The sequence below is a fragment of the Chryseobacterium oranimense genome (assembly GCF_900129755.1).
GTDB lineage: Bacteria > Bacteroidota > Bacteroidia > Flavobacteriales > Weeksellaceae > Chryseobacterium > Chryseobacterium oranimense.
The window spans coordinates 118,948-143,099 of record NZ_FQWT01000006.1 but is presented as its reverse complement, the minus strand read 5'-3'; the positions used below and the strand labels follow the sequence as shown (position 1 = coordinate 143,099).

Below are 24,152 nucleotides of genomic sequence, written 5' to 3'. Positions count from 1 at the left end.
TCATTACTCAGCACTTGCCGTTTGAATCTGTGTTGTTTTAATATCAGTTCCCAATCTTTGAAGATAGGCGATCATTGCTACAATTTCTCTCTGCTCAAGCGGAACAAATGTAGCTCCTCTTGCCGTTCTTTCTTTTTCCATCTGGTCTTTTACATCAGTGGCTTCAGAATAAATTCTCTGTACAATAGCTTTTGACTGGCTGTCTGCCCATTTGCCGGCAGAGTCTATTTCCGCTTTTGAATAAGGAACATCGAAGGTGTTTTTCATCAATCTCATTTTGTCAACCATTTGAGTACGGTCCAGTTTATTGGTGATCAGCCATGGAAAACGTGGCATAATTGAGCCTGCGGAGGTAATTCTCGGATTATACATATGTTTAAAGTGCCATGAATCCGGGTTTCTGCCGCCTTCTCTGTGCAAATCTGGTCCTGTTCTCTTGGATCCCCATAAGAACGGTCTGTCATAAACAAATTCTCCCGCTTTGGAATACTGCCCGTTTTTACCTTCAAATCTTACCACCTCATCACGGAAAGGTCTGATCATCTGCGAGTGGCAGGAGTTACATCCTTCACGGATATACAGGTCTCTTCCTTCCAGTTCCAGCGGTGTATAAGGTTTTACAGCTGTAATCGTAGGAACGCTTTGTTTAAGGGATAATGTGGGAATAATTTCAACCAATCCACCGATAGCTACGGTTATGAATGCCAATATAGATAACAGTTTCGGAGTTCTTTCCAGCCACAGGTGAACGCCTTCGCCTTCTTTTCTTGCGCTGCCGATATCTGCCAGTGCCGGAGCTTCTGCAGGAACGTTTTTCTGGAATGAACCTGATCTTATGGTTTTGATAACATTTACTACCATTAAAATAGCTCCTGAAAGATAAAAGATACCTCCTAAGAATCTCATTTTAAAGTAAGGGATAATGGCAGTCACCGTATCCAGCCAGTTTTTGTACATCAATGTACCATCCGGGTTAAACTGTTTCCACATCAATCCCTGTGTAAATCCTGAGATATACATTGGTACTGCATAGAAAATAATTCCTAAAGTCCCTAACCAGAAATGCCAGTTGGCTAATTTTTTAGACCATAGCGGCGTTCTCCACATAATAGGAATCAGGTAATAAACTACTCCGAAGGCCATGAAACCATTCCATCCAAGAGCTCCCATATGTACGTGCCCGATCACCCAATCCGTGTAGTGTCCGATTTTATTTAAAGATTTTGTTGCCAGCAAAGGTCCCTCAAAAGTGGCCATACCATAGCAGGTAACTGCCACCACAAAGAATTTAAGGATCGGATTTTCTCTTACTTTATCCCAGGCTCCTCTTAGGGTAAGAAGACCGTTCAGCATTCCTCCCCAGGAAGGGGCAATCAGCATGATAGAGAACCCGGTTCCAACGGCCTGAGCCCATGCCGGAAGCGCCGTATACTGAAGGTGGTGAGGCCCGGCCCATAGGTATACGAAAATCAGCGACCAAAAGTGAATAATGGATAATTTGTAGGAGAATACAGGACGCTGTGCCGCTTTCGGCATGAAATAGTACATCAGACCCAATACCGGAGTGGTCAGTACGAATGCTACGGCATTGTGGCCGTACCACCACTGTACAAGAGCATCTTTTACACCGGCATATACGGAATAGGATTTCCAGCTTGTGAATGATAAGGGAACTTCGAGGTTATTAAAGATATGGAGCATGGCTACGGCAATCCATGTTGCGATATAGAACCAGATGGCTACATAAAGGTGTCTTACCCTTCTTTTGGCGATGGTTCCGAACATATTGATACCGAAGATAACCCATGAGAAGGTAATCAGGATATCAATAGGCCATTCGTGTTCAGCATATTCTTTGGAAGTATTGATTCCCATTAAAAATGTGATCACTACGGCAACAATCATCAGCTGCCAGCTCCAGAAATGGATCCATGAAAGCGTATCGCTGTACATTCTTGTTTTTAAAAGCCTCTGCATACTGTAGTAAGCTCCGCAGAAGAAGGAATTACACACAAAAGCAAAAATCACGGCACTCGTATGCAGCATTCTGATCCTTCCGAATCCCATGGCACCCTGTGTATTGATAAGTCCCTGGATATTTCCGCTTCTCAGACTCTGGATAGTGGTATCATCCGTCCCGAATAAAAACTCAGGCAACTCGGGGTAGAAAAGCATCAGCGCAGCCGTAAGTCCCAACAGAAAGCCTACCAGCCCGAATACGATAGTAGCATACAAGAATGCTCTGACAATATTATTGTCATAATTGAATTTTTGCGTCTCCATAATTCCAATAGTGTTGTTCCGAAGTGATATTTATCTTCTGAAATCAAATGATGATACTCTTGATTTGGATGAAAAAATAAATATCATGTAACGTGTATAATGTTTTGCCAAAGGTATTTATTAACTTTGTGTAAGTCTAGTAGGTATCCTTCTAAACTATACCGAAAACTACTAAAACAAAAACGATGAAAGTATGTGGCCAAAATATCAGGAAAATCCGTAGAAGCAAAGACTTTACGCAAGAGTATATGGCTTTTGAAATGGGCATTTCCCAAAAGGCCTATTCGGATATTGAAAATTCTAAGGTGAAGATCAATCTGGAAATACTGACGAAAATTTCAGACATTCTGGAAATTAAACCGTCTGACATCTGCAGTATTTCCCATAAATGTGGAACAGATGGAAATGAGGATAGATATCAGGGGCTTTTGGAGTATATGAAAAAGAATAATATTTCAATTCCTGAAGAGTTTTTATAAACAAATTCTGCTTTTTATTTTTTTAATACTTTAAAACTGAATCTGTTGAATGTTCTTATAGCGTTACAGAAGAGAAATTACTCTAAAGTTTTATATATTTAGAGCATAATTCATTCTATGAACAGTGAGCAGAAAACAGAACCCAAAGACGGTTCTTTAGTCAGAGGATTAACTAACAGACATATTCAATTAATTGCCCTCGGGGGAGCCATAGGAACAGGACTGTTTCTTGGGATAGGGCCGGCAGCTGTTTTGGCGGGACCATCCGTTATTCTGGGATACGCCTTAGCAGGAATCATTGCCTTTTTTATTATGCGCCAGCTTGGTGAAATGGTTGTTCAGGAACCTGTTTCAGGGAGTTTCAGTCATTTTGCTTATAAATATTGGGGAAATTTTCCGGGATTTGCTTCCGGATGGAATTATTGGATCCTCTATATCCTGGTGAGTATGGCGGAGCTTACAGCAATTGGTCATTATATCCATTTCTGGTGGCCGGAAATTCCGCTCTGGGTTTCCAGTTTATTCTTTTTCATTGTTATTAATGCTTTAAACCTTGCTTCCGTAAAAGTGTACGGGGAAACTGAGTTCTGGTTTTCTATTATCAAAGTCGTGGCTATTGTTGCGATGATTCTTTTCGGGATCTATCTCTTGGTAAGCGGTACCGGTGGAGATAAAGCCAGTATTCAGAATTTATGGAACGACGGCGGATTTTTCCCGAAAGGATTGTTCAATAAAACTGAAACCGGATATTCCGGGCTCTTTGCTGCTATGGCCATGATTATGTTTTCTTTCGGAGGTTTGGAACTGATAGGAATTACTGCCGCAGAAGCTAAAAATCCGGAAAAAACAATTCCACAGGCGACCAATCAGGTGATCTACAGAATCCTGATCTTTTATGTGGGGGCATTGGTCATTTTGTTTGCTTTAAGCCCTTGGAGGGAAATTACAGAGGGAACAAGTCCCTTCGTAATGGTTTTTCAGAACTTAAACGGATTTGAATTTAACCTGTTTGGAAAAGTAATACAGTTTAATTCACTCATCGCAAATGTTCTTAACCTGATCGTTTTGACAGCGGCTTTATCCGTATACAACAGTAGTGTTTACAGTAACAGCCGCATGCTTTTCGGGCTGGCACAGCAGGGAAATGCACCAAAGTTTTTAACGAAGCTGAACAAAAGCCATGTTCCTACCAATGCTATCATTGTATCTTCCTGTTTTGCGGGAATATGTATTATTATCAACAAACTGGTTCCTGAAAAGGCATTTGAGTATTTAATGGCCCTGGTGGTTTCCACTCTTATTATCAACTGGCTGATGATTTGTTATACCCATTTGAAATTTAGAAAGGAAAAAGACAAAGAAGGCATGAGGGCCTCTTTTCCCTCTATATTTTATCCGGTTTCAAACTATATCTGTATATTGTTTTTAATTGCAATTTTAGTATTGATGAGTATTACAGGAATGGAAATCCAGGTGATTTTGATTCCGGTGTGGCTTGCTTTCCTGTTTGTCATGTTTAAGCTTTATAAAACTAAAAACCAGTAGTAAACGGAAAGGGAGAATTGGAAGTGCGGGGTGCAAGTTTACGAGATTGAAATTATACAATTTACTTCAATTGGCGAAACCATAAAACTGTTTTGCCTGAACAATGAGTCCAAAACCTGAACCTATATTTTATGAAAATAGCACACAACCTGAAATGTATTTTACTTTTTTCGTTATTATCAGCATTTTGTTTTTCGCAGAAGTTTAGTTTTATCTATGAAGCTAAATATAAAACAAGTAAGGAGAAACCTGAAGATATTAATACTGATAAAATGATTCTGGATTTTGACAATAATGTTTCTATTTTTAGAGAATCCATGTCCAGAGATACCGATTCCCTTAAGCTTATTAATAAAAATGGAGGCTTTAAATTGGGGGTTGAAAATCAATTTTATGTAAAAAAAGATATGAGTAATAATAAGGTAGAGAAAATTATTACTTATTTACATGCAAATTATCTTCTTCCTATTGATGAAGAATTAAACTGGAAAATCTTGCCGGAACAAAAAACAATAGGAAAATATAAAACACAGAAAGCGGAAGTTAACTATGGTGGAAGAAACTGGATTGCGTGGTTTACAACGGAGTTACCTTTTAATGATGGTCCCTATGTTTTCCATGGATTACCCGGTTTAATCATTTCTATTGAAGATACAGAACATGATTACTCCTTCAATTTAATACAAATAAAAAAGGGGAGCAATTGGTTTGATGCAAGAACAAAAACCATTACAATCGATTGGGCAAAATATGATCTTCTTGGAAAATCCTATTATAATGATCCCTGGAATTCCAAAACTGCTAAAAAAGTTATTTTTACTGATCCTCAGGGTAATGAAAAAGATATCAATGAAATGATCAGACAAGCACAAAAATCTATTCTTGAAGACAATAATCCTTTAGAATTGAATCACAAAATCAATTATAAATAAACTTCTGCCGGATGCTAAGCCGGGTTCATTGATGAAATATAAATTGTTTGAAGAAATAAATAAAAAAACCATCCTCAGAAAAGGATGGTTTGTAGACCCACAGGGATTCGAACCCCAGATGACTGAACCAAAATCAGTAGTGTTACCGCTACACCATGGGTCTTTGTTTATTTCAGTGGTGCAAATTTACAGCTTTTTTCTTTAGATACAAGAACTTTTTAAAGTTTTTTTTAAATTTACACTACTTTTTATTTCACAAAATTATGCTGCTAGACTTCAATAATCTCAATATTAATAATTTATCCTTTCACACAGATTTCGGACAAAAAATAATTTTCTTTTTAAAGGAATGGTTTTCTGAAAGTGATACTGTAGAGGTACAAACTTCAGGCTCTACAGGGACCCCGAAAATTTTTGAAATTGAGAAAAGAAAGATGTTGAATTCTGCTGTGATGACCTGTAATTTTCTGGGCTTAAAAGAAGGAGATAAAGCATTGATATGCCTTCCTGTGGAATATATTTCCGGAAAGATGATGGTAGTACGTTCGATAGAAAGAAAATTGAAGCTGGTTGTTGCAGAGCCATCTCTGAAGCCCGTTGAATTTTTAAATGAAGAAATAGATTTCTGTGCCATGACTCCGCTTCAGGTAGAAAACTCTTTAGATAAACTTCATCTGATTAAAAACCTGATTATTGGCGGGGCAGCTGTTTCGGAAAGCCTCAAGCATAAAATTTCCGGTAATCTGAAACTGTCACCTTCAAACCGTATTTTTGAAACTTACGGAATGTCTGAAACCCTTTCCCATATTGCCCTGAAAGAGATTGTACCAAAGCCGGAAGATTATTTCACTATCTTTGAAAATGTTTCTATCAGTGTGGATGATAGGGGCTGTCTCAAAATATCAGCACCAAATCTCAATGCTGAGGTGCTTCAGACTAATGATTTAGTTGAGATTAAAGGTGAAAAACAGTTTAAATTCCTGGGGCGTATAGATAATGTGATCAATTCGGGAGGAGCAAAAATTTTTCCGGAAACTTTGGAAGCTTTAGTAAAAAAAGAGATTCCCAATGAAGCCGTTTTTGTGGGAATAAAAGACGAAAGTTTGGGACAGAAATTGATACTGATTATAGAAGGAAAAGAATCTGAAGATATATCAGCAAAAATATCTGGGTTGCCATTTGAAAAAAGTTTCCATAAGCCGAAAGAAATTATTTTCATGGAAGAGATTCCACGAACCCCGAATGGTAAAGTAAACAGGTTGGAGCTGGAAAGAAAAATAAACGAATACTTATAATCTTTTATCCTGATTCTTGCTTCCTGAATCTTGACTCTCAAAATAAAAAACATGAAAGATTTTTCAAAAGAACTCAGCTTTAAAACTTCCCGGAGCAGTGGAGCAGGAGGCCAGAATGTGAATAAGGTGGAAACTTCTGTTACCGTTCTCTGGCTTGTTGCTGAATCTGAATTTTTCAATGATGATCAAAAGGAACTGATTCAAAGTAAATTGAAAAACAGGATCAATGCTGAAGGATATATGTTTCTGACCGTATCGGAGAGCAGAACCCAACTGATGAACAAGAATAAGGCGATTGAAAAAATTATTGAACTCGTTCATAAAGCTTTAATTGTTCCAAAGAAAAGATTGGCTACAAAACCTTCAAAAGGACAAAAGCAGAAACGTCTGGATACCAAAAAGAAAATTTCTGAAAAAAAGGAGAACAGGAAGTTTAAATTTTAGATTCGGGTTGCAGGGTTCGGGGTTTGAGTTTCACATATCAGTTTTTTTCAGTATCTTAGGAGTATCATTAATCATCAATTAAGTATGACAGCAATTTTTTCTTTATCCGCAGCCTGCCCATCCAATGGCCTTTTGCTGTCGCTGTTATACCTGCATACAGATTCTTTTCTTAAAAGTTCCAAGGACTTTATCAATTAAGCCCTGTCAGGATCCAAAGGCAGGGAATATCTCAACAAATTTTACGTACTATTTTTTGCAGTTTTCTACGGGCAAAAGGCGAACAGGTCTTGCATTCCGCATTGGATCACTGGAATAACTGCATCGTTATTATTTAAAAAATATTAAAAATGTCAAATCCTATTATTGTAACGACCGGAATTTATGATGCTATAAAAGATACGATCAGAAGAAAAAAAGTAAGCATGCCGGAAGAGAAACGGCTTGCTGAGGAACTGAGAAAGGCCAAACAGGTTTTAAGGAGGGAACTTCCTGCTGATGTGGTGACCGTCAACAGAAAAGTAACGATCAAAGATCATACTCAGAATTTTGAACATGAATATATTTTTGTGGCCTCTGCAAAGGCTAAACCGGCAAAAAATAAACATTCCATCTTATCGGATATGGCCCTGGCAACTGTTGGGTATAAAGTAGGAGATATAATCCACTGGCCCTTTAAAGATGGAGAAAGGAAAATAGAGATTCTAAAAGTGGAACCCTGGTATGGGTAGTTCTTCATATCTTGTATTTTGTTAGATGAAAGTACAGCTTCAGGGCTGTACTTTTTATTTAAAAACCTTGATGAGTGAACTATTTTTTATCATTTGTTAAAAAAGAATGCTTATACAAGAGTTTCTTGAAGTACTCATGTTGCATTCCGTTTTTAAGTTTTATCTTTGCAAAAATTTAAAAAATGAGCAAACCGATAACTGAATTCATAGAAAAGTATTACCTGCACTTCAACGCAGCTGCATTGGTGGATGCTTCTAAAGGATATGTTGCACATCTTAAAGATGGCGGAAAAATGATGATTACTTTAGCAGGAGCAATGTCTACTGCTGAATTAGGAAAGATCCTTGCAGAAATGATCCGTCAGGGAAAAGTTGATTTTATTTCTTGTACAGGAGCTAACCTTGAAGAAGATTTAATGAACCTTGTAGCACACTCTCACTATGAAAGAGTTCCTCATTATAGAGATTTAACGGCTCAGGATGAGTGGGATCTTTTAGAAAGAGGTCTGAACAGAGTTACAGATACTTGTATTCCGGAAGAAGAAGCTTTCAGAAGATTACAAAAACATATTGTAGAGATCTGGAAAGATGCAGAAGCTAAAGGAGAAAGATATTTCCCTCACGAATTCATGTACAAAATGATCCTTTCGGGAGTGTTAGAGCAGTACTATGAAATTCCAAGAGAAAACTCATGGATGATCGCTGCCGCGGAAGCTAACTTACCAATTGTAGTTCCGGGATGGGAAGATTCTACAATGGGTAACATTTTCGCTTCTTACTGCATCAAAGGAGAGCTTAAAGCTACTACAATGAAATCAGGTATTGAGTATATGACTTATCTTGCTGACTGGTATACTAAAAACTCAGGAGGAAAAGGAGTAGGATTCTTCCAGATCGGTGGAGGTATCGCGGGAGATTTCCCTATCTGTGTAGTGCCGATGCTTTACCAGGATATGGAAATGCATGACATTCCTTTCTGGTCTTATTTCTGCCAGATTTCAGATTCTACAACATCTTACGGATCTTATTCAGGAGCAGTTCCTAACGAGAAAATCACTTGGGGGAAACTGGATATCACCACACCGAAATTCATCGTTGAAAGTGATGCTACCATCTGTGCACCATTGATGTTCTCTTATATCCTTGAGAATTCTTAAGAATAAAATTCTTATTAAAAATACCAGCGCTTCAATTCATTTTGAAGCGCTTTTTTATTTTCTCACCGTCATTGCGAGCGTAATAAAGCAATCTCTTAATCATCTTAACTACTAAACTTAATGGTTTATTTTGAAACATTAAGGTTGAATAAGGTTTTTAATTTTTAAGATGAGATTGCTTCGTCGCGCTCGCAATGACAGGCTGTAACAATTATTCAAGCGAATTTACCAGTACGAAATAACGGTAAGCCAGAATGCCTTTCTGCAGTTTGGTTAATTTATTAGGATCTTTACCACTCAGCTTCGGAAGCACTTTTTTATTCACTGTATTCAACAGTCTGAAAAATGATTTTTTCATATCTTTAATATTTAAATGAAACATCATTGAGGAGTAAAAGAATTCAAAAATGATGCAGAAATTATTATTCGGAACTATTTATTTACAGGATAACAGATTATTATGGACGAAATTTTCAAACAACAGGTTTACGAAATCACAAGACTGATTCCAAAAGGCAGAGTTTCCTCTTATGGCGCCATAGCCAAAGCTGTAGGTTATCCGAATCATTCCCGGCATGTAGGAAAGGCGATGGGTGGCTGTCCTGCAGATGTTCCTGCTCATCGGGTGATTTCCAGCTCTGGCACGTTATCCGTTCCTGAATTCCAGAAAAGATTGGAAGCAGAAGGGATTACTGTTGAAAATTTTAGAATAAAAAACTTTAAAAAACTCTTCTGGAATCCTTTGGAAGAATTATAATCTTATTAAAACATAAATGGAGTTTCCGGCGGCTTCGCCGCCGGAAACTCCATGAAAAAATATTGATAATGCCACTACCACAAGTCGGATCATCATTCCCCTTCTCCAAAGGGGGGGATTTTTGCCCGCAAAAAGACGGGGGTAGTAAAAAAAACAATAAAAAATGCCACGAAGCCCAACAGCTTCACGGCATTTAAAATTTATAAGTAAAGAATTTACTTTCTGCTTCTCGGACTTTTCAGTTCTTCCTTCAATCTTTCATTCTCTTCTTTCAAAAAAGAAATGTAATCCTGAAGATTCTGAATGATAGACCCCGGAATATTATTAAACTGACTGTTAATTCCGCCCGAAGAACTATCATTAAATACAGGATGATCATTATTGATCACCACCTTTGCTTCCTCATCTTCATAAATGTCCTCTACTGCAACATCCAGAAAACGGGCAATTTTGTTCCATTCGTCTTTTATAATCCTTACATCACCGCTTTCCTTTCTGCTGTAGTTGGATACATCAGTCGCAATAATATCAGCTATCTGTTGTTGGGTGTAGCCTTTCTGTTTTCTGATGGCACGTAGTTTTTCTTTTTGCATATCCGGCATTTTATACAAAAATGGAAAAAAACCTTAAAATGTACAATAAAAAATGGAAAAAATATGGGTCAGGTTCTTTGTATTTAGCAGAAAATATACAGAAAGTTGATTTTATTAAAATATTCACATCAATACATTGATATTTTTCTTTAAAATCATTACACCCCATCACCACAATTTGTCATTGCGAGCGCAACGAAGCAATCTCATCTTAAGAACGAAGTTTAAACTTAATATTCTTAAAACCTTATCTATCCTTAATGTTTCAAAATAAACCATTAAGTTTAGTAATTAAGATGATTTAAGAGATTGCTTTGCTGCGCTCGCAATGACAATAGTGTATAGTTTGGCAGATGCACATAAAAAAATTGCTCCCAAAATGAGAGCAGTCTTATTGTTTATGTAATATTATTATTTCTCCAGTTGCTTGTAGCTTCTCTGGATAAAATCTGTAAGGTCTTTTCCTTTCAATAGATTTTGGGAAAGTTTCGCAAGATCCAGAGCATACCTGATAAGGTTTTCTTTTTCCTCAGCATTTTCTGTCTTCAGAATCTGGTTGGAAAGCTCACTGTTTGAATTCACCACAAGATTATACATCTCCGGGAATCCTCCCATTCCGAACATACCTCCGCCTCCGGTTGCCTGCATCTCCTTCATTCTTCTCATGAATTCAGGCTGAGTGATGGTAAACGGAGCATCACTGCTGTCAAGATCCTCAAGCTGCACAGTGAATTTGGCGTCTTTTACAGCCTCTTCAACGTCTTTCTTTAAAGCTTCTTTTTCAGTTTCATTTAGCTTGGAAATAATCGGCTCATCCTTTTTGATGAGGTTATTGATATGGTCTGCATCCACTCTGGCAAATGATACTTTCTCTTTCGTAGTTTCCAGTTTCTGGATGACATGTGAAATCACAGGAGAATCTAATAGCAGAACTTCATAACCCTTATCGTTTGCTGCCTGAATGTAGCTGTGCTGTTCGTCTGCATTGGTAGCATACAGAATTACTGTGTTACCATCTTTATCGGTCTGCGAAGGCTGAATTTTTTCCAGTAATTCATTCCACAGGAAGTACTTTCCGTCTGTGGTAGGATACAAGGTAAATTTATCTGCCTTTTCTGCAAATTTCTCTTCTGTGATGATTCCATATTCGATAACGATCTTGATATCATTCCATTTTTTCTCATAATCTTCACGGTTTTCGTTGATCAGAGAAGACATCTTATCAGCTACTTTTTTGGTGATATAGGAAGAAATTTTCTTCACCGCACCATCTGCCTGAAGATAAGAACGGGAAACGTTCAACGGAATGTCCGGAGAATCTATTACACCTCTCAGAAGCATAAGGAAATCCGGAACAATGCCTTTCACTTCATCCGTTACGAATACCTGGTTCTGGTATAGCTGGATTTTATCCTTATCAATATTTAAATTGTTGCTTATTTTAGGGAAGAATAAAATTCCGGTAAGATTGAAAGGATAATCAACATTCAGGTGAATATTGAATAAAGGCTCCTCAAACTGCATCGGATACAATTCATGATAGAACTTCATATAATCCTCATTCGTCAGTTCGCTTGGCGCAATAGTCCATGCCGGAGTAGGATTGTTGATGATATTGTCTACTTCTTCCGTTTCAGCCACAGCATCTTCAGGAGCATCTTCCGGTAACGGAAGGGTGTGGGTTTTTGTTCCGAACTTAATAGGAACAGGCATGAATTTATTATATTTTAAAAGCAGTTCACGAATCTTTCCTTCTTCAAGGAATTCCGTAGAATCTTCTGCAATATGAAGAACGATTTCCGTTCCTCTGTCAGTTTTATCCGTTGTTTCTTCAAGGGTGAATTCCGGGCTTCCGTCACAGATCCATCTTACGGCAGGTTCATCTTTGTAAGACTTTGTGATGATTTCCACTTTTTCAGCTACCATAAATGCTGAATAGAAACCAAGACCGAAGTGTCCGATAATTCCTGCATCTTTCGCTGTGTCCTTATATTTCTCAAGGAATTCCTCAGCTCCTGAAAAAGCAACCTGGTTGATGTATTTCTCAACTTCTTCAGCAGTCATCCCGATACCCTGATCGATGATATGAAGTGTTTTGTTTTCCTTGTCAACTTTAACTTCAATCTTCGGATTTCCGTATTCAACTTTTGCTTCCCCGATGCTTGTTAAATGCTTTAGTTTTAAGGTAGCATCCGTTGCATTGGAAATTAGTTCTCTCAGGAATATTTCGTGGTCACTGTAAAGAAATTTTTTAATAAGCGGGAAAATATTTTCCACAGATACATTAATATTTCCTTTAGTCATAATAATTTTTGTTTTTTAATTTTCTATTCCTGACTCAAAAAAAATACCATGCGTCAGAATGTGACAGAATGGCATTGATTTTTGAGGAAATATTTTAAAAACTGAAAATTTAGCTATAAGAATTTATGCCGATTTATTGATTCTTCTTTGTTTCCTGAACTGAAAAAAGAAACCTATAATAAACAGTACAAAAAGAGCAAGAAGTGTTTGTCCAATGATTGCATCTGTAGGAGCTTTAGCTAATGGATGCCCAACCGGAACACGTGTAAAAGTCTCATTAACGGTAGGAACCAATGATAAGAAAAAACTGAAGGAGAGAAGAAAGGTTTCAAAGAAACGGGCTCTGTTGTTTCCTTGCTTTTTACTGTGAAGAAAATAAGCGATCAATATTAAAACAACGATGAAAAGGGCAAAAATATGTCCCGGATTAAATCCTCCATGTTTGGATAATCCTAAAGCAGTAAGTGACGTGATGAGTGTTAAGTAAAAATAAATTTTTCCGGAAGGCGAGCTCAGATCAATTTTCCCTTTTTTTATAAAATCTGTAACAGCTGCCACAATAGCAATAATACCAATAGCGGTATGGAAAATTCCCAAATACGATAGTCCCATAATTTTAATTTTTTGATTGTTGAATTACTGTTGACAAAATTGCAACAGAAACAGAAAAAAAATTTTGTAAAAAAGTTCAATTATCTGTCTGTTTGGTTCAAGAAAAACTTGCTGAACTAACGTGGAAAAGATTTGAATAAAAAATTAATCTTCCTTGTTTACCTTGGATCGATAATGTGTAGGGGAAGTATTGTATTTGTCATGAAAACTTTTGGTAAAATTAGCCAGATCATTGAATCCACACTCAAAAGCGATATTGGAAATGCGTTCGCCGGAAATCAGCAATAATTCTGCCGCTCTTTCCAGTCTTTTGGTTTTAAGGTAACTGGCGGGAGAGTTATCGTATAATTTTTTAAATTCCCTTTTAAACGAAGAAACGCTTAAATTGGTTTTCTGCGCCAGCTCTTCAATGCTTACCGGCGAAAACAAATGGGCTTCTATAATCTGTTTGAACGTATAAGATGTCGGCGAGAAAAGCTGAGATAATATAGCCTGTATGGTCTCTGCCTCTTGTGTTTGGGAAAGCAGAAGGATAATTTCTTTTAGTTTTAAAATCAGGATCTCATCATTGACCAAAGCCGGATTTTCAAAATAGAAGAGAAGACCTTCAATATATTTATGAATCAGGAAATCATTGTTTATTTTTCCGCTCAACTGGTTAGTTGCTTTGCCACCCGGCTGAAGGATCAGGGGAAGTTCTCTTTCATAGATCTTCTTTAATATATCCGGATGGAAGGTTACGATCACAACTTCACCTTTAATGTCAGCATTTGAATTATGGATATGATTTCCGGAATTGATACAGTTGAGTAACAATGAATGTCTGGTAGGAATATCGGTAAGGATATCCTCAGACTGATACTGCATTTCGCCTGTCAGCATATATAAAAAGCACGCCTGCTCGGCAACCGGAAAGGTAAATTCAAAAGGAGATTGTACATCCACTTTCTGAATGAATGTTTTTCCGAACAGATCAATTTTTTTATAATCAGTAATCATTTATCTCGATGTGCTTTGGCGGATATAAAGTTAAAAATAAAAACGGTCTGAATTTCAGACCGTTTTTATTACTTATTTTTTGTTTTTCATTTCTTCCTTGATCTTGTTTTCAAGTTCCTCAGCAAGCTCAGGATTGTCTCTTAAAACATCCTTCACCGCATCACGTCCCTGACCCAATTTTGTTTCCTCATAGCTGAACCAAGAGCCGCTTTTCTTCACAACTCCCATGTCTACGGCAGTATCAAGGATTTCACCTACTTTGGAAACTCCTTCACCGTACATAATGTCAAATTCTGCCTGCTTGAAAGGAGGAGCTACTTTGTTTTTCACGATCTTCACCTTTACACGGCTTCCGATAGCTTCGTCACCGTTTTTGATCGGTGCGCTTGCTTTTCTGATGTCCAGTCTTACAGAAGCATAAAATTTCAGGGCGTTACCACCGGTGGTCGTTTCAGGGTTCCCGAACATTACACCGATTTTCTCCCTCAACTGGTTGATGAAGATCACGGTACATTTTGTTCTTGAAATGGTTGCTGTAAGTTTTCTTAATGCCTGAGACATCAGTCTTGCGTGAAGACCCATTTTGGAATCTCCCATTTCACCTTCAATTTCCGCTTTTGGAGTAAGGGCTGCCACCGAGTCGATAACTACAATGTCAATAGCTCCTGAACGGATAAGGTTATCAGCAATTTCCAAAGCCTGCTCACCGTTGTCCGGCTGTGAAATGATAAGGTTTTCCAGATCAATTCCCAGCTTAGCTGCGTAAGTTCTGTCGAAAGCGTGCTCCGCATCAATGAATGCTGCAATACCGCCTGCTTTCTGTGCTTCAGCAATAGCATGAAGGGTTAATGTTGTTTTACCTGAAGATTCAGGACCGTATATTTCGATGATTCTTCCTCTTGGATAGCCACCAACACCTAGTGCGATGTCAAGTCCCAGAGATCCTGAAGGAATTACCTCTATGGTATTGTCTACAGAATCATCACCCAACGTCATTACAGTCCCTTTTCCGTATGTTTTATCTAGCTTGTCAAGCACTAAAGCAAGTGCTTTCTTCTTATCATCAATGTTACTCATCTCTATTAAAATAATTTCTCAAAAATACATAATTTTAACATCAAAAGCTAATATTATTTGGTTTGAAAAACTATTTTTAGAGTTAAAAAATGATAAATTTTTATAGCGGTTACGATTCATCACAAAAGCAATGCCGGATCTTATGATTGAACGCATAAAAATCACATTTTTACACTTTTACAGAAGGTTTTGCGGGAAATTTTTCTAGTGAAAATTTGAATTTTTGGTGATCCTCAGATAATCTTCCAGTACTTTCATCTGGTCCTTATTTCCTTTTTTTATTCTGGCTTCCCTGCTTACGAATTTATCATATACTTTATTGATGACCATCTTCGTTTTTGGAAACAGATTTTTGGCAGAAACATCAGGGATTTCAAGCCTTTTACAAACTTCATCATCCAAAAGGAACCATGTACAGCAGATATGAAGATATCTGAGATTTTTCCTTTCAAATTTGAATTTTAAAATCGGGTTTTCCAGGGATTCATTCAGTAAGGAATGGGCGAGTAAAATAGAATCTTTATCGGACGGCGGCTGAACGGAAGTCCAGAGATAGAAATATTCCGTTGCCTGTTTTTTATTGTCCGGAAGAAGCTGTTCCGGTATTCCCAGCAAATAGCCTACGTATTTCCAAAGGTGAAAAATTCCTTCCTCTTCTTCAGCAGAAAAAGTATTTCCTAATTTTTGAAGACTATGCAGAAAAACAAGGCTGAAGCCGATATACGTTGCCATCATGTCCCAGGAATTGATAGGTTCGCCCCAGCTTTCCGTATCCCATTCCTTGTAATACTTCTTTATGGAAAGCCTTGCGTAAGAATGGATCAGACGGGTTTTGATAGCAAATTCATAGCCCTTTGCATGAAGTTCCAATGCGTCGTAACGGGTAGCGTTTACCCAGAAATCCAGTGTTTCCGAAAGACGTTTTACAGCACCTTTTTTCAGTGCTTCTGTAGCAACAAGCGGTTTATTCAGATAAGCATAATCGTAACCGCCCATCAGACAGTAATCCCTTAAAGAGATCAGGGAATCCAGATTGCTTCGCATGCAGAGTTCTGCTCCATTCTTCAGGAGATTATAATCAAGCCAATCGGGAATTTTCTGGGTTTGAGTGAAGAGCTTTTTTACACTTTCAGGAACGTTGTCTGCTTCAGAAACGCCGTTACGGATGTAACCTTCAATTTCTCGGGATGCTTCGTGAAATTTTTTAGCCAGATAAACATCTTTTACTACCTGATCACCCATTTCATCAACATGATAAAAATAAGGTGAGAACTGATCAAAGTTGTTAAAGCTCACTTCTGCACCGGAAAAATCAATAAGCTGCTTTCCGTTGCCTTTTTCCCAGAAATTCCTGAAATGAGGGGAATCTTTAAATCGCGGTTGTATAATCGGTTTGTCCATCTTGTATAAAAATACAAGTTTTGCACCGAAATTTTCTGGTGAGATTTATCAGTGTTCCTGCGGGGTTTTATTTAATTACACAAATTATTTTATATAAGTCCTTTTTCAAATGCTTTCTTAACGAGCTCTTTACTGTTCCTTGAATTTGTTTTCCGCAGAATATTTTTCCTGTGTGTCCTTATCGTATGTTCAGACAGGATCAATGCCTGTGCTATTTCCGGTCCGGAATATCCTTTTGCAATGAGGGACAGAATTTCCATTTCTCTTTTTGTTAAATGCTCCGAAAAGTTTTCCGGTTTCGAGAAACAATCCAGCTTTACCTGGTGGAAATCATTTCTCGGGCCTATTCCTGAAACCAGGACAGTATAGGGATTTTCTTTTGTGATATGGTGGATATTGGTGTGAATATTTATAGACTGTATGGGAATTCCGGCTTCGTCTTCCATTGTAATAATGGACTGATGATGGAACAGCTCATAATTTCCGTCTGCTGTTTTCATTCTGAAACAATAGCTGCCTTTTATGTAAAGCTGGCTTTCCAGGCCAATCTCTGTAATTTTGTTGACAAGGACCTGCTCAGCTTTAATCACAAATTCAATATCATCAGGATGCGTAAGATCGATGACCTCTTTTAAGTTTTCAGGGTAAGAGGACAGGCCGTGAAGCTTAAGAATGTTTTCGTGATGATGCGAAAGTGTACTGTTGGTAAGATTCAAAGCATAATAATAAAATTCACCTATGGCAAACATTTCACCAATGATGCGCTCAATGGGTGGCTTATCTAGAATCTTCCTGTCTCTCCTGACGCCTGGATAAGTATTCCAGATTTCAATGAGAGGATGTTTTTGTTCTGAGTTCCCCATGAATAATTAGTTTTAGCTAAAATAACCAAAATACTTACAAAATACCACAAAAGGGGGATTTTTTTACTTTGATAAAATTCCAAACTTTGTAGGAACTAATAACCAGGGAAACTCAATTTATTCTATTCCGTTTTGTTTAATGATTTATTTTTTTCTGTAGTTTGTTATAAATTGAGAAAAAATTATCCGTCATTGAATAAATGGCGACAGTCTGTACAAATGGCTTTAATTATTGAAAGTTATTAAATGATGTTATAAAACAGTTTACTCTTTTCTTTTTTAGTTGTTTGAAAATGATAAACTAATAAGCCTCTCGTTGCTGTGGAGGCTTTTTCTTTTATATCCTGTCATTCTTTTTTCACCTTCTTCCGGGCTTTAAAAATCACCCGAACGGGTACTTTACTTGTCTTCATGAAATTTGAAACTTTGTGGAAAACTAATAGCCATGAAAACTTATTTATTAATGCTGTTCCTGCTTTGGGTAGGAATGATCAAATCTCAACAGATCTCAACAGATGAAAAAAAGAAAATGCTAAAAATATTGGTTACAAAAGATTCAGCTTTTGTTTCACAAAATAATGGTTCTTACTCCCCAATTGTATCAGCTTATACGTACAATAAAATGGTTAAGAAAGATTTTTCTATGCTTGTTACAGGATCTACAGAAACTAATCAAGTAGGAAAATACGCAGCACTTTCTGTTGACAAAAATGAACAGAGCTTTTCATTCAGTCCAATCATTTATATTCCTGAAAAAAAAGACGAAGAAAAATTTAAGCATATTTTTGCAATTAATGCCAGTGGTAAACTTAATAATGATGGTTTTTTTGATTTTTCTAACCGAAAACTTTTGAGAGTAGGAGCAAGCTGGACTGCTCTTCTGGTTTCCAAGTATCGTTACATTGGATTGCCGGAAGAAGCTCGGAAAAAAAATAAAAAGATCTATGAACTGGTAAAAAACAAAGTAGAAGAAAAATTACAACCTAAAGATGAATTGGAAAAAATAGAGTCTGGACAGCTTGATTATAAAGAACTTTATCATCAGGAAGTTGAAAAAGTCGAAAATATTTTATACAAAAATGTGTGGACTGCAAAACTCTTGGCATGGACAAAACTAGATGTAGGGTATTCCGAAGATAAACTCAAGATAATTGACAGCATTAATGTGCAGAATTCAGTTATGGATCCTATAAATAAGCGGATCAGTGGAGGTTATTTTTCATTTTCCGGAAATCTTTTCTATGGGCGAAGTAATGGTTTGGGTGTATATATCAATGCTCAACTTTCATATTCAAAAAAGACCTCTCTTTCCGAAATCTTTTCGACTGTAGACTGGAACAAAATTCAATACGAAAACGGAACAAACAATACTGTTTATTATGATGTGGAGGAACAAAGTGTTTATATTACCAACATGAGTACCCTTAAACAAAAATATAAAAGAGATATATCTGTGCAGGTGCTTGGATTTATACCTCTTGGTCAGAATAATTTGATAGGTATGGATATAAGTTATCAAAACAAAGAATTTATTACACCTGGTACAACTACTTTTACAAGTAACAAAAATATTTTTAGTGTAGGAATTATGTTCCCATTAAGAGATAAGGATGGAAAAACTACTATTAATATAGAGCCTTTCTGGAGAAATACATCTTTTACCAATTATGATGAAGGAAAAGAGGAAAGTTTCTGGGGAGTGAAATTCGGAGTCCCTTTAAACCAACTTTTTTAACTAAAATATCATCAATAAAAAAACCTTCCCGTCGGGAAGGTTTTTATTACTGATTGCTTATCGCTTATTACTCATTATAAAGAAGCAGCGTGTACAAGCATATCTACCAACTTGTTAGAGTAACCCATTTCATTGTCGTACCATGAAACAAGTTTTACGAAGTTTGGAGAAAGCATGATACCGGCATCTTTATCGAAGATAGAAGTTCTCTTATCTCCTACAAAGTCCTGAGAAACTACTGCATCTTCAGTGTATCCTAAGATTCCTTTTAATTCACCTTCAGAAGCAGCTTTGATTACTGAACAGATTTCTTCATAAGAAGCAGCTTTTTCAATTCTCACTGTTAAATCTACTACAGAAACGTCAACTGTTGGTACTCTGAAAGACATACCTGTTAGTTTTCCGTTTAGTGAAGGAATTACTTTTCCTACTGCTTTAGCAGCACCTGTGGAAGAAGGGATAATGTTGTTTAGAGCAGCTCTTCCTCCTCTCCAGTCTTTCATTGAAGGACCGTCTACAGTTTTCTGAGTTGCCGTTGTAGCGTGTACCGTAGTCATAAGACCTTCAACGATCCCGAAGTTATCGTGGATTACTTTAGCTAAAGGAGCTAAACAGTTGGTTGTACAAGAAGCGTTTGATAAAATTTTGATATCATCAGTAAGCTCTTTGTGGTTCACACCCATTACGAACATTGGAGTATCGTCTTTAGATGGAGCAGAAAGGATTACTTTTTTAGCACCGGCATTTAAGTGAGCGGAAGCACTTTCTTTATCTAGGAATAAACCTGTAGATTCTACCACATAATCAGCTCCTACTTCATTCCATTTCAGGTTGTTCGGGTCTCTTTCGGCAGTTACTCTGATTCTTTTTCCGTTGACTACAAGATCATTTCCTTCTACAGAAACTTCTCCAGGGAAAATACCGTGTACAGAATCATATTTTAACATGTAAGCCATGTATTCTGCGTTGATTAGGTCATTGATTCCTACTACTTCAATGTTATCTCTTTCAGTCATTGCTCTGAAAACAAGACGTCCAATTCTACCAAAACCGTTGATACCTACTTTGATTGTTGACATAATAGTTTGTTTTAGATTTATAAAAATAATTAGATTGCTAAAATTTCGGAAATCAGTAAAAGATCTTTATTGATTTCATTATGTTTTTTAATGGCTTCTTCGATCGGTGTGTATACCAGATCGTTGGAACGCATTCCAGCCATTACATTTGTTTTTCCTTCCATTAATCCCACTACGGCACCGTAACCCAGTCTGCTGGCCAGAACGCGGTCTGCACAGCTTGGAGAACCACCTCTCTGGATGTGTCCCAGGATGGTTACACGGATATCATAGTCAGGGAACTCTTCTTTTGTCTGGTTAGCCAGATCATAGATGCTTCCAAGTTTTTCACCTTCAGCTACAACTACAATGCTTGACGCCTTTCCGGTCTTTTCAGCCTTTCTGAAATTGGCAAAAAGATCTTCCATGCTGTCTTTTTTCTCAGGAATAAGAATATCCAGAGCACCTGTTGCCAGTCCGCTGTTTAAAGCGATGAAACCTGCATCACGACCCATTACCTCAACAAAGAAAACCCTGTTGTGGGAAGTTGCCGTATCACGAACTTTGTCAATAGCTTCCATAGCTGTATTCAAAGCGGTGTCATAGCCAATGGTATTATCGGTTCCGAAAATATCATTGTCGATAGTTCCCGGTACACCGATTACTCTGATCCCGAATTCTTCATTGAAAATCTTTGCTCCTGTAAAAGTTCCGTCCCCTCCGATGCATACCAAAGCATCCACACCGTGTTTTACACAGTTGTTGTAAGCTTTCTGACGTCCTTCCGGAGTTCTGAATTCCACAGATCTGGCAGATTTAAGAATTGTTCCGCCCTGGTTGATTATATTTTTTACGGAACGGGGACCCATTTTCAGGAAATCATCATGGATGAGCCCGTTATAGCCTTCCCTTACTCCGTAGCATTCGATATTATAATAGTTGGCGGTCCTTACTACCGCCCTTAATGCCGCATTCATACCCGGAGAGTCACCTCCTGAAGTAAGAACTGCAATTTTTTTTACAGCACTCTCTTTCATCAAGTAAAAAATTTCGAACACAAATTTACAAAAACAAGTTCAGATAATGGCAGTAAGTTGATAAGAGTTTTGAATATAAATAATTAAAAGCTTCTAAAATTTGCAAGCTTAAAAAAATACCTTGCTTTTTTATCTCACAAAAATTTACATAAGCGGGTAGTAAAAATATTCTGAAAGGATTCGAAAAAGTATGGATAGTCAAGATAAGGGCTTATTGATGAGAATAAAATGCAGTGTTATTTTGTAAATATTTCTACCAGTCGGTATCAGTAAAATATTAAACTTCCTTATTTGCAGGAATCAAAAGTTTTCCCCACTCATTCAGCTGCCAAAGGACCTCAGCCAGTTTTTACCCAAGTTCAGTCAGTGTATATTCCATTCTGGGAGAGAGTTTATTAAACGATTGTTTAACCAAAATGCCACTCTCACCATTTTATTAAGCTGTTGGTTCAAAACCCGCGGCCTACTTTTGCAGTACCCTGGAGAAATTCATTGAGATATTTCTTGCCTTCATTGATATGCCATACGATCGGAATTTTTAATTAATGCTATTAACAGCTAACGTCCAGTGGATAAGGAATAAAATTATTTAGTATTCACACCAGTAAAATCTGCTCAATTGCCAGATCTGCCAGAGAAAAAGCTCTCCTCAAATCACCATTTCTCTGTCAGATACTTCCAGTATCTCTTCGGAACATGCTGAACGTGCAGTTTCAGATTCTTTCTTTCCACAATATTGGTTTTTGTAAAATACCTTTGCCACAGCGTCTGGTAATTCTGTTCCTCATCATGAAACTTCTGCTGGTATTTGTGAAGATCCAGTTTTTCTTCAGGATAAAAAAACTCACAGTTTTCCAGATCATATAGAATTCCGTAATTTCTCCTTAGATCATAAATCATCCACTTCTGATCCTGGTAACGGTCTTTAAAATGTTTCCGGATCAGGGGAAGAACATCAAAATCAGGATCTATTTTTGCAAAGAAAACGCCATCCTGCATTTTTTCGAACCTTACAAAAGCAGTCATCCGGTGTCTTTCCCGGCTTACGGATTTGCAGATTTTGGAAATTTTTAGAATATCAGTGTCTGCATAATTCTGTAGGATATTTTTGTCAGGATGCTGTACAGATTGTCTTATAGCTGATAAAATAAGCTGTTCAAGTTCAGGATCTTCAGATAAATATACTTTTAATAACTCATGAATTCCTGATTTTTCAATATTTTGTTCCAATTTATTTAAAACCCGTTCAGCTTTATCATTCTGAGTAATGACTTCATGAATTTCCGCAAAAATATTCTCCTGGTGGAACCTCCCTTTGCTCACAATTTCCACATCTTTATAACGGTATTCGAAAACTTCAAATACTGCGGTTAAAAGGCCGTCAAAACTTCCGTCGTAGAGAAGGGTAGTCATAGTAATGTGTTGATATGTTGATTTGATGATGAGATAACAGTTAAGCGGATGACTTCCGGTTCTTATTTCTAAATCTCTTAATTTCTCAATCTTTAAATTAATCTAAAAACAAACTCAATTGCTGTGAAAACTGGTTGTGGAATTTGGAAGAGCTTCCGCCTACAAGCAAATTTCTGAAGTTTTTATCTGTCAGATACTTTAGATAAGCATTTCCGGCATTAAAATCAATGAAATATTTCGCCCGGTTCACTGCAGCTCCCAGTTTTTTAAGATGGTCCATATTTAAAATCTGAAAACGGCGTGCCTGAACAATTTTCTGTGCTGTTTTTACTCCAATTCCCGGAATTCTTAAAATCATCTGATAATCCGCAGTCTGAAGATTCACAGGGAATTGGTGCAAATGCCTCAATGCCCAGCTCAGCTTCGGATCAACCTCAAGATCCAGGTAGGGCATTTGTGGGTCTAAAATTTCTTCAGCCTTAAATCCATAAAACCTCATCAGCCAGTCGGACTGGTAGAGTCTGTTTTCACGAAGCATGGGAACCGCCGTTGTCAGGGAAGGCAGCCTCTTATCTTCCAGTACCGGAACGTAACCGGAATAATACACTCTTTTCAGACTGAAATTTTTATAAAAATGATCAGCCACTTTGATAATCTGAAGATCATTTTCATTGGTAGCTCCAACAATCATCTGGGTGGACTGTCCCGCGGGGGCAAACTTGGGCACTTTTCTGAAAATTTTCTTTTCATCCTTATACTGGGCAATCCCATTCTGAATATATTTCATAGGACTGAGCATATCCTGACGGTTCTTTTCAGGTGCCAGTAACTTAAGGCCGCTTTCTGTAGGGATTTCAAGGTTAATTGACAGTCTGTCTGCATACAAGGCAGCTTCCTGCATCAGCTCATCACTTGCTCCCGGAATGGATTTCAAATGAATGTATCCATTGAAATTTTCTTCTAAACGAAGTTTCTTGGCCACTCTTACGAGACGCTCCATCGTGGTGTCAGCATTTTTAAAAATTCCGGAGCTTAAAAACAAACCTTCAATATAATTCCTGCGGTAAAAATTAATGGTAAGATCCACAACTTCTTCTACTGTAAACCCGGCTCTTTTAATATCATTGGAACTTCTGGATACACAGTAAGCGCAATCATAAATACAATGATTGGTCAATAAAATTTTGAGAAGGGAGACACATCGCCCGTCTTCCGTATAGGTATGGCAAATCCCGCTTACGGAGCTATCTCCCAAAGCGCCTTTTTTATTTTTTCTTGTTCCACCGCTGGATGAGCAGGAAACATCGTATTTCGCTGCATCAGCAAGGATTTCAAGCTTTTCTTTCAGGCGTTCAAAATTCATATTTTAACAAGATGTTATAATTTGTATCAAAATATTATCCAAAAGTAGTTCCAAAATTGATAAATATCAATTTTTTT

At 37.4% G+C, this 24,152-nt stretch carries 22 protein-coding genes and 1 tRNA gene; 9 read left to right on the top strand and 14 right to left on the bottom strand.

Annotation, left to right across the window (positions count from 1 at the left end):
* Nucleotides 1–3: 3 nt before the first annotated feature.
* Nucleotides 4–2,283: a cytochrome-c oxidase, cbb3-type subunit I gene (gene ccoN, locus BUB03_RS17455; RefSeq protein ID WP_073065589.1), complete on the bottom strand. Its 2,280-nt coding sequence runs from the start codon at nt 2,281–2,283 to the stop codon at nt 4–6.
* Nucleotides 2,284–2,468: 185 nt separating this feature from the next.
* Here ccoN and BUB03_RS17450 point away from each other — a divergent pair, with 185 nt between their 5' ends.
* The 3 genes from BUB03_RS17450 (at nt 2,469) to BUB03_RS17440 (ending at nt 5,239) form a co-directional block, all read left to right on the top strand.
* Complete coding sequence (locus tag BUB03_RS17450) at nt 2,469–2,762, top strand: helix-turn-helix domain-containing protein (protein WP_073065586.1); 294 nt, start codon at nt 2,469–2,471, stop codon at nt 2,760–2,762.
* 117 nt (nt 2,763–2,879) lie between these two features.
* Nucleotides 2,880–4,307 carry an amino acid permease gene (locus tag BUB03_RS17445; RefSeq protein WP_073065583.1) on the top strand — a complete coding sequence of 476 codons (1,428 nt, stop codon included), beginning with the start codon at nt 2,880–2,882 and terminating at the stop codon, nt 4,305–4,307.
* Between the two features lie 131 nt (nt 4,308–4,438).
* On the top strand, nt 4,439–5,239 hold the full coding sequence (locus tag BUB03_RS17440; RefSeq protein WP_073065580.1) for a GLPGLI family protein: 801 nt from the start codon (nt 4,439–4,441) through the stop codon (nt 5,237–5,239).
* A 92-nt stretch (nt 5,240–5,331) separates the two neighbouring features.
* Here the strand turns inward: BUB03_RS17440 and BUB03_RS17435 are convergent.
* Nucleotides 5,332–5,402: transfer RNA gene (locus BUB03_RS17435), tRNA-Gln, on the bottom strand.
* Nucleotides 5,403–5,502: 100 nt separating this feature from the next.
* On the opposite strand from BUB03_RS17435, the gene BUB03_RS17430 reads away from it, so the two are divergent.
* The 4 genes from BUB03_RS17430 (at nt 5,503) to BUB03_RS17415 (ending at nt 8,863) form a co-directional block, all read left to right on the top strand.
* Entirely contained in the window at nt 5,503–6,534 is a 1,032-nt protein-coding gene (locus tag BUB03_RS17430) for an AMP-binding protein (protein ID WP_073065577.1), read from the top strand.
* 51 nt (nt 6,535–6,585) lie between these two features.
* Nucleotides 6,586–6,978, top strand: coding sequence for an alternative ribosome rescue aminoacyl-tRNA hydrolase ArfB (gene arfB / locus BUB03_RS17425; RefSeq protein WP_040997242.1), 393 nt, complete (start codon nt 6,586–6,588; stop codon nt 6,976–6,978).
* Between the two features lie 347 nt (nt 6,979–7,325).
* On the top strand, nt 7,326–7,706 hold the full coding sequence (locus tag BUB03_RS17420; protein WP_073065575.1) for a GreA/GreB family elongation factor: 381 nt from the start codon (nt 7,326–7,328) through the stop codon (nt 7,704–7,706).
* Between the two features lie 182 nt (nt 7,707–7,888).
* Complete coding sequence (locus BUB03_RS17415) at nt 7,889–8,863, top strand: deoxyhypusine synthase family protein (RefSeq protein WP_040997240.1); 975 nt, start codon at nt 7,889–7,891, stop codon at nt 8,861–8,863.
* 211 nt (nt 8,864–9,074) lie between these two features.
* On the opposite strand, the gene BUB03_RS21950 is transcribed toward BUB03_RS17415, so the two are convergent.
* Nucleotides 9,075–9,221 carry a hypothetical protein gene (locus BUB03_RS21950; protein WP_175547512.1) on the bottom strand — a complete coding sequence of 49 codons (147 nt, stop codon included), beginning with the start codon at nt 9,219–9,221 and terminating at the stop codon, nt 9,075–9,077.
* Between the two features lie 102 nt (nt 9,222–9,323).
* Between BUB03_RS21950 and BUB03_RS17410 the strand changes: the two genes are divergently transcribed.
* Nucleotides 9,324–9,620, top strand: a complete 297-nt coding sequence (locus tag BUB03_RS17410) for an MGMT family protein (RefSeq protein WP_073065572.1) — start codon at nt 9,324–9,326, stop codon at nt 9,618–9,620.
* A 215-nt stretch (nt 9,621–9,835) separates the two neighbouring features.
* Here the strand turns inward: BUB03_RS17410 and BUB03_RS17405 are convergent, their stop codons facing one another.
* The 7 genes from BUB03_RS17405 to BUB03_RS22240 form a co-directional block, all read right to left on the bottom strand.
* Nucleotides 9,836–10,213 (bottom strand): helix-turn-helix transcriptional regulator, encoded by a 378-nt coding sequence (locus BUB03_RS17405; RefSeq protein ID WP_040997721.1) that lies wholly within the window; start codon nt 10,211–10,213, stop codon nt 9,836–9,838.
* A 411-nt stretch (nt 10,214–10,624) separates the two neighbouring features.
* The gene (gene htpG / locus BUB03_RS17400) at nt 10,625–12,517 is read right to left on the bottom strand and encodes a molecular chaperone HtpG (protein WP_073065570.1); all 1,893 of its coding nucleotides are present in this window, start codon (nt 12,515–12,517) and stop codon (nt 10,625–10,627) included.
* 123 nt (nt 12,518–12,640) lie between these two features.
* Nucleotides 12,641–13,129 carry a hypothetical protein gene (locus BUB03_RS17395; RefSeq protein WP_073065568.1) on the bottom strand — a complete coding sequence of 163 codons (489 nt, stop codon included), beginning with the start codon at nt 13,127–13,129 and terminating at the stop codon, nt 12,641–12,643.
* Between the two features lie 144 nt (nt 13,130–13,273).
* A complete protein-coding gene (locus tag BUB03_RS17390) occupies nt 13,274–14,128 on the bottom strand; it encodes a helix-turn-helix domain-containing protein (protein ID WP_073065565.1) in 855 nt (284 codons plus the stop codon).
* Between the two features lie 72 nt (nt 14,129–14,200).
* Nucleotides 14,201–15,205 carry a recombinase RecA gene (recA, locus tag BUB03_RS17385; RefSeq protein WP_040997229.1) on the bottom strand — a complete coding sequence of 335 codons (1,005 nt, stop codon included), beginning with the start codon at nt 15,203–15,205 and terminating at the stop codon, nt 14,201–14,203.
* A gap of 204 nt (nt 15,206–15,409) precedes the next feature.
* The gene (locus tag BUB03_RS17380) at nt 15,410–16,606 is read right to left on the bottom strand and encodes an oxygenase MpaB family protein (protein WP_073065562.1); all 1,197 of its coding nucleotides are present in this window, start codon (nt 16,604–16,606) and stop codon (nt 15,410–15,412) included.
* 89 nt (nt 16,607–16,695) lie between these two features.
* A complete protein-coding gene (locus BUB03_RS22240) occupies nt 16,696–17,469 on the bottom strand; it encodes a response regulator transcription factor (RefSeq protein ID WP_073065559.1) in 774 nt (257 codons plus the stop codon).
* A 445-nt stretch (nt 17,470–17,914) separates the two neighbouring features.
* On the opposite strand from BUB03_RS22240, the gene BUB03_RS17370 reads away from it, so the two are divergent.
* Complete coding sequence (locus BUB03_RS17370; protein ID WP_073065557.1) at nt 17,915–19,204, top strand: hypothetical protein; 1,290 nt, start codon at nt 17,915–17,917, stop codon at nt 19,202–19,204.
* Between the two features lie 74 nt (nt 19,205–19,278).
* Here the strand turns inward: BUB03_RS17370 and gap are convergent, their stop codons facing one another.
* From gap to BUB03_RS17350, 4 genes are all read right to left on the bottom strand, one after another.
* Nucleotides 19,279–20,283, bottom strand: a complete 1,005-nt coding sequence (gene gap, locus BUB03_RS17365; RefSeq protein ID WP_040997219.1) for a type I glyceraldehyde-3-phosphate dehydrogenase — start codon at nt 20,281–20,283, stop codon at nt 19,279–19,281.
* A gap of 29 nt (nt 20,284–20,312) precedes the next feature.
* Complete coding sequence (gene pfkA / locus BUB03_RS17360; RefSeq protein ID WP_040997217.1) at nt 20,313–21,299, bottom strand: 6-phosphofructokinase; 987 nt, start codon at nt 21,297–21,299, stop codon at nt 20,313–20,315.
* 654 nt (nt 21,300–21,953) lie between these two features.
* A complete protein-coding gene (locus tag BUB03_RS17355) occupies nt 21,954–22,712 on the bottom strand; it encodes a TIGR03915 family putative DNA repair protein (protein WP_073065554.1) in 759 nt (252 codons plus the stop codon).
* 97 nt (nt 22,713–22,809) lie between these two features.
* Nucleotides 22,810–24,075: a putative DNA modification/repair radical SAM protein gene (locus BUB03_RS17350; protein WP_073065551.1), complete on the bottom strand. Its 1,266-nt coding sequence runs from the start codon at nt 24,073–24,075 to the stop codon at nt 22,810–22,812.
* Between the last annotated feature and the right edge of the window lie 77 nt (nt 24,076–24,152).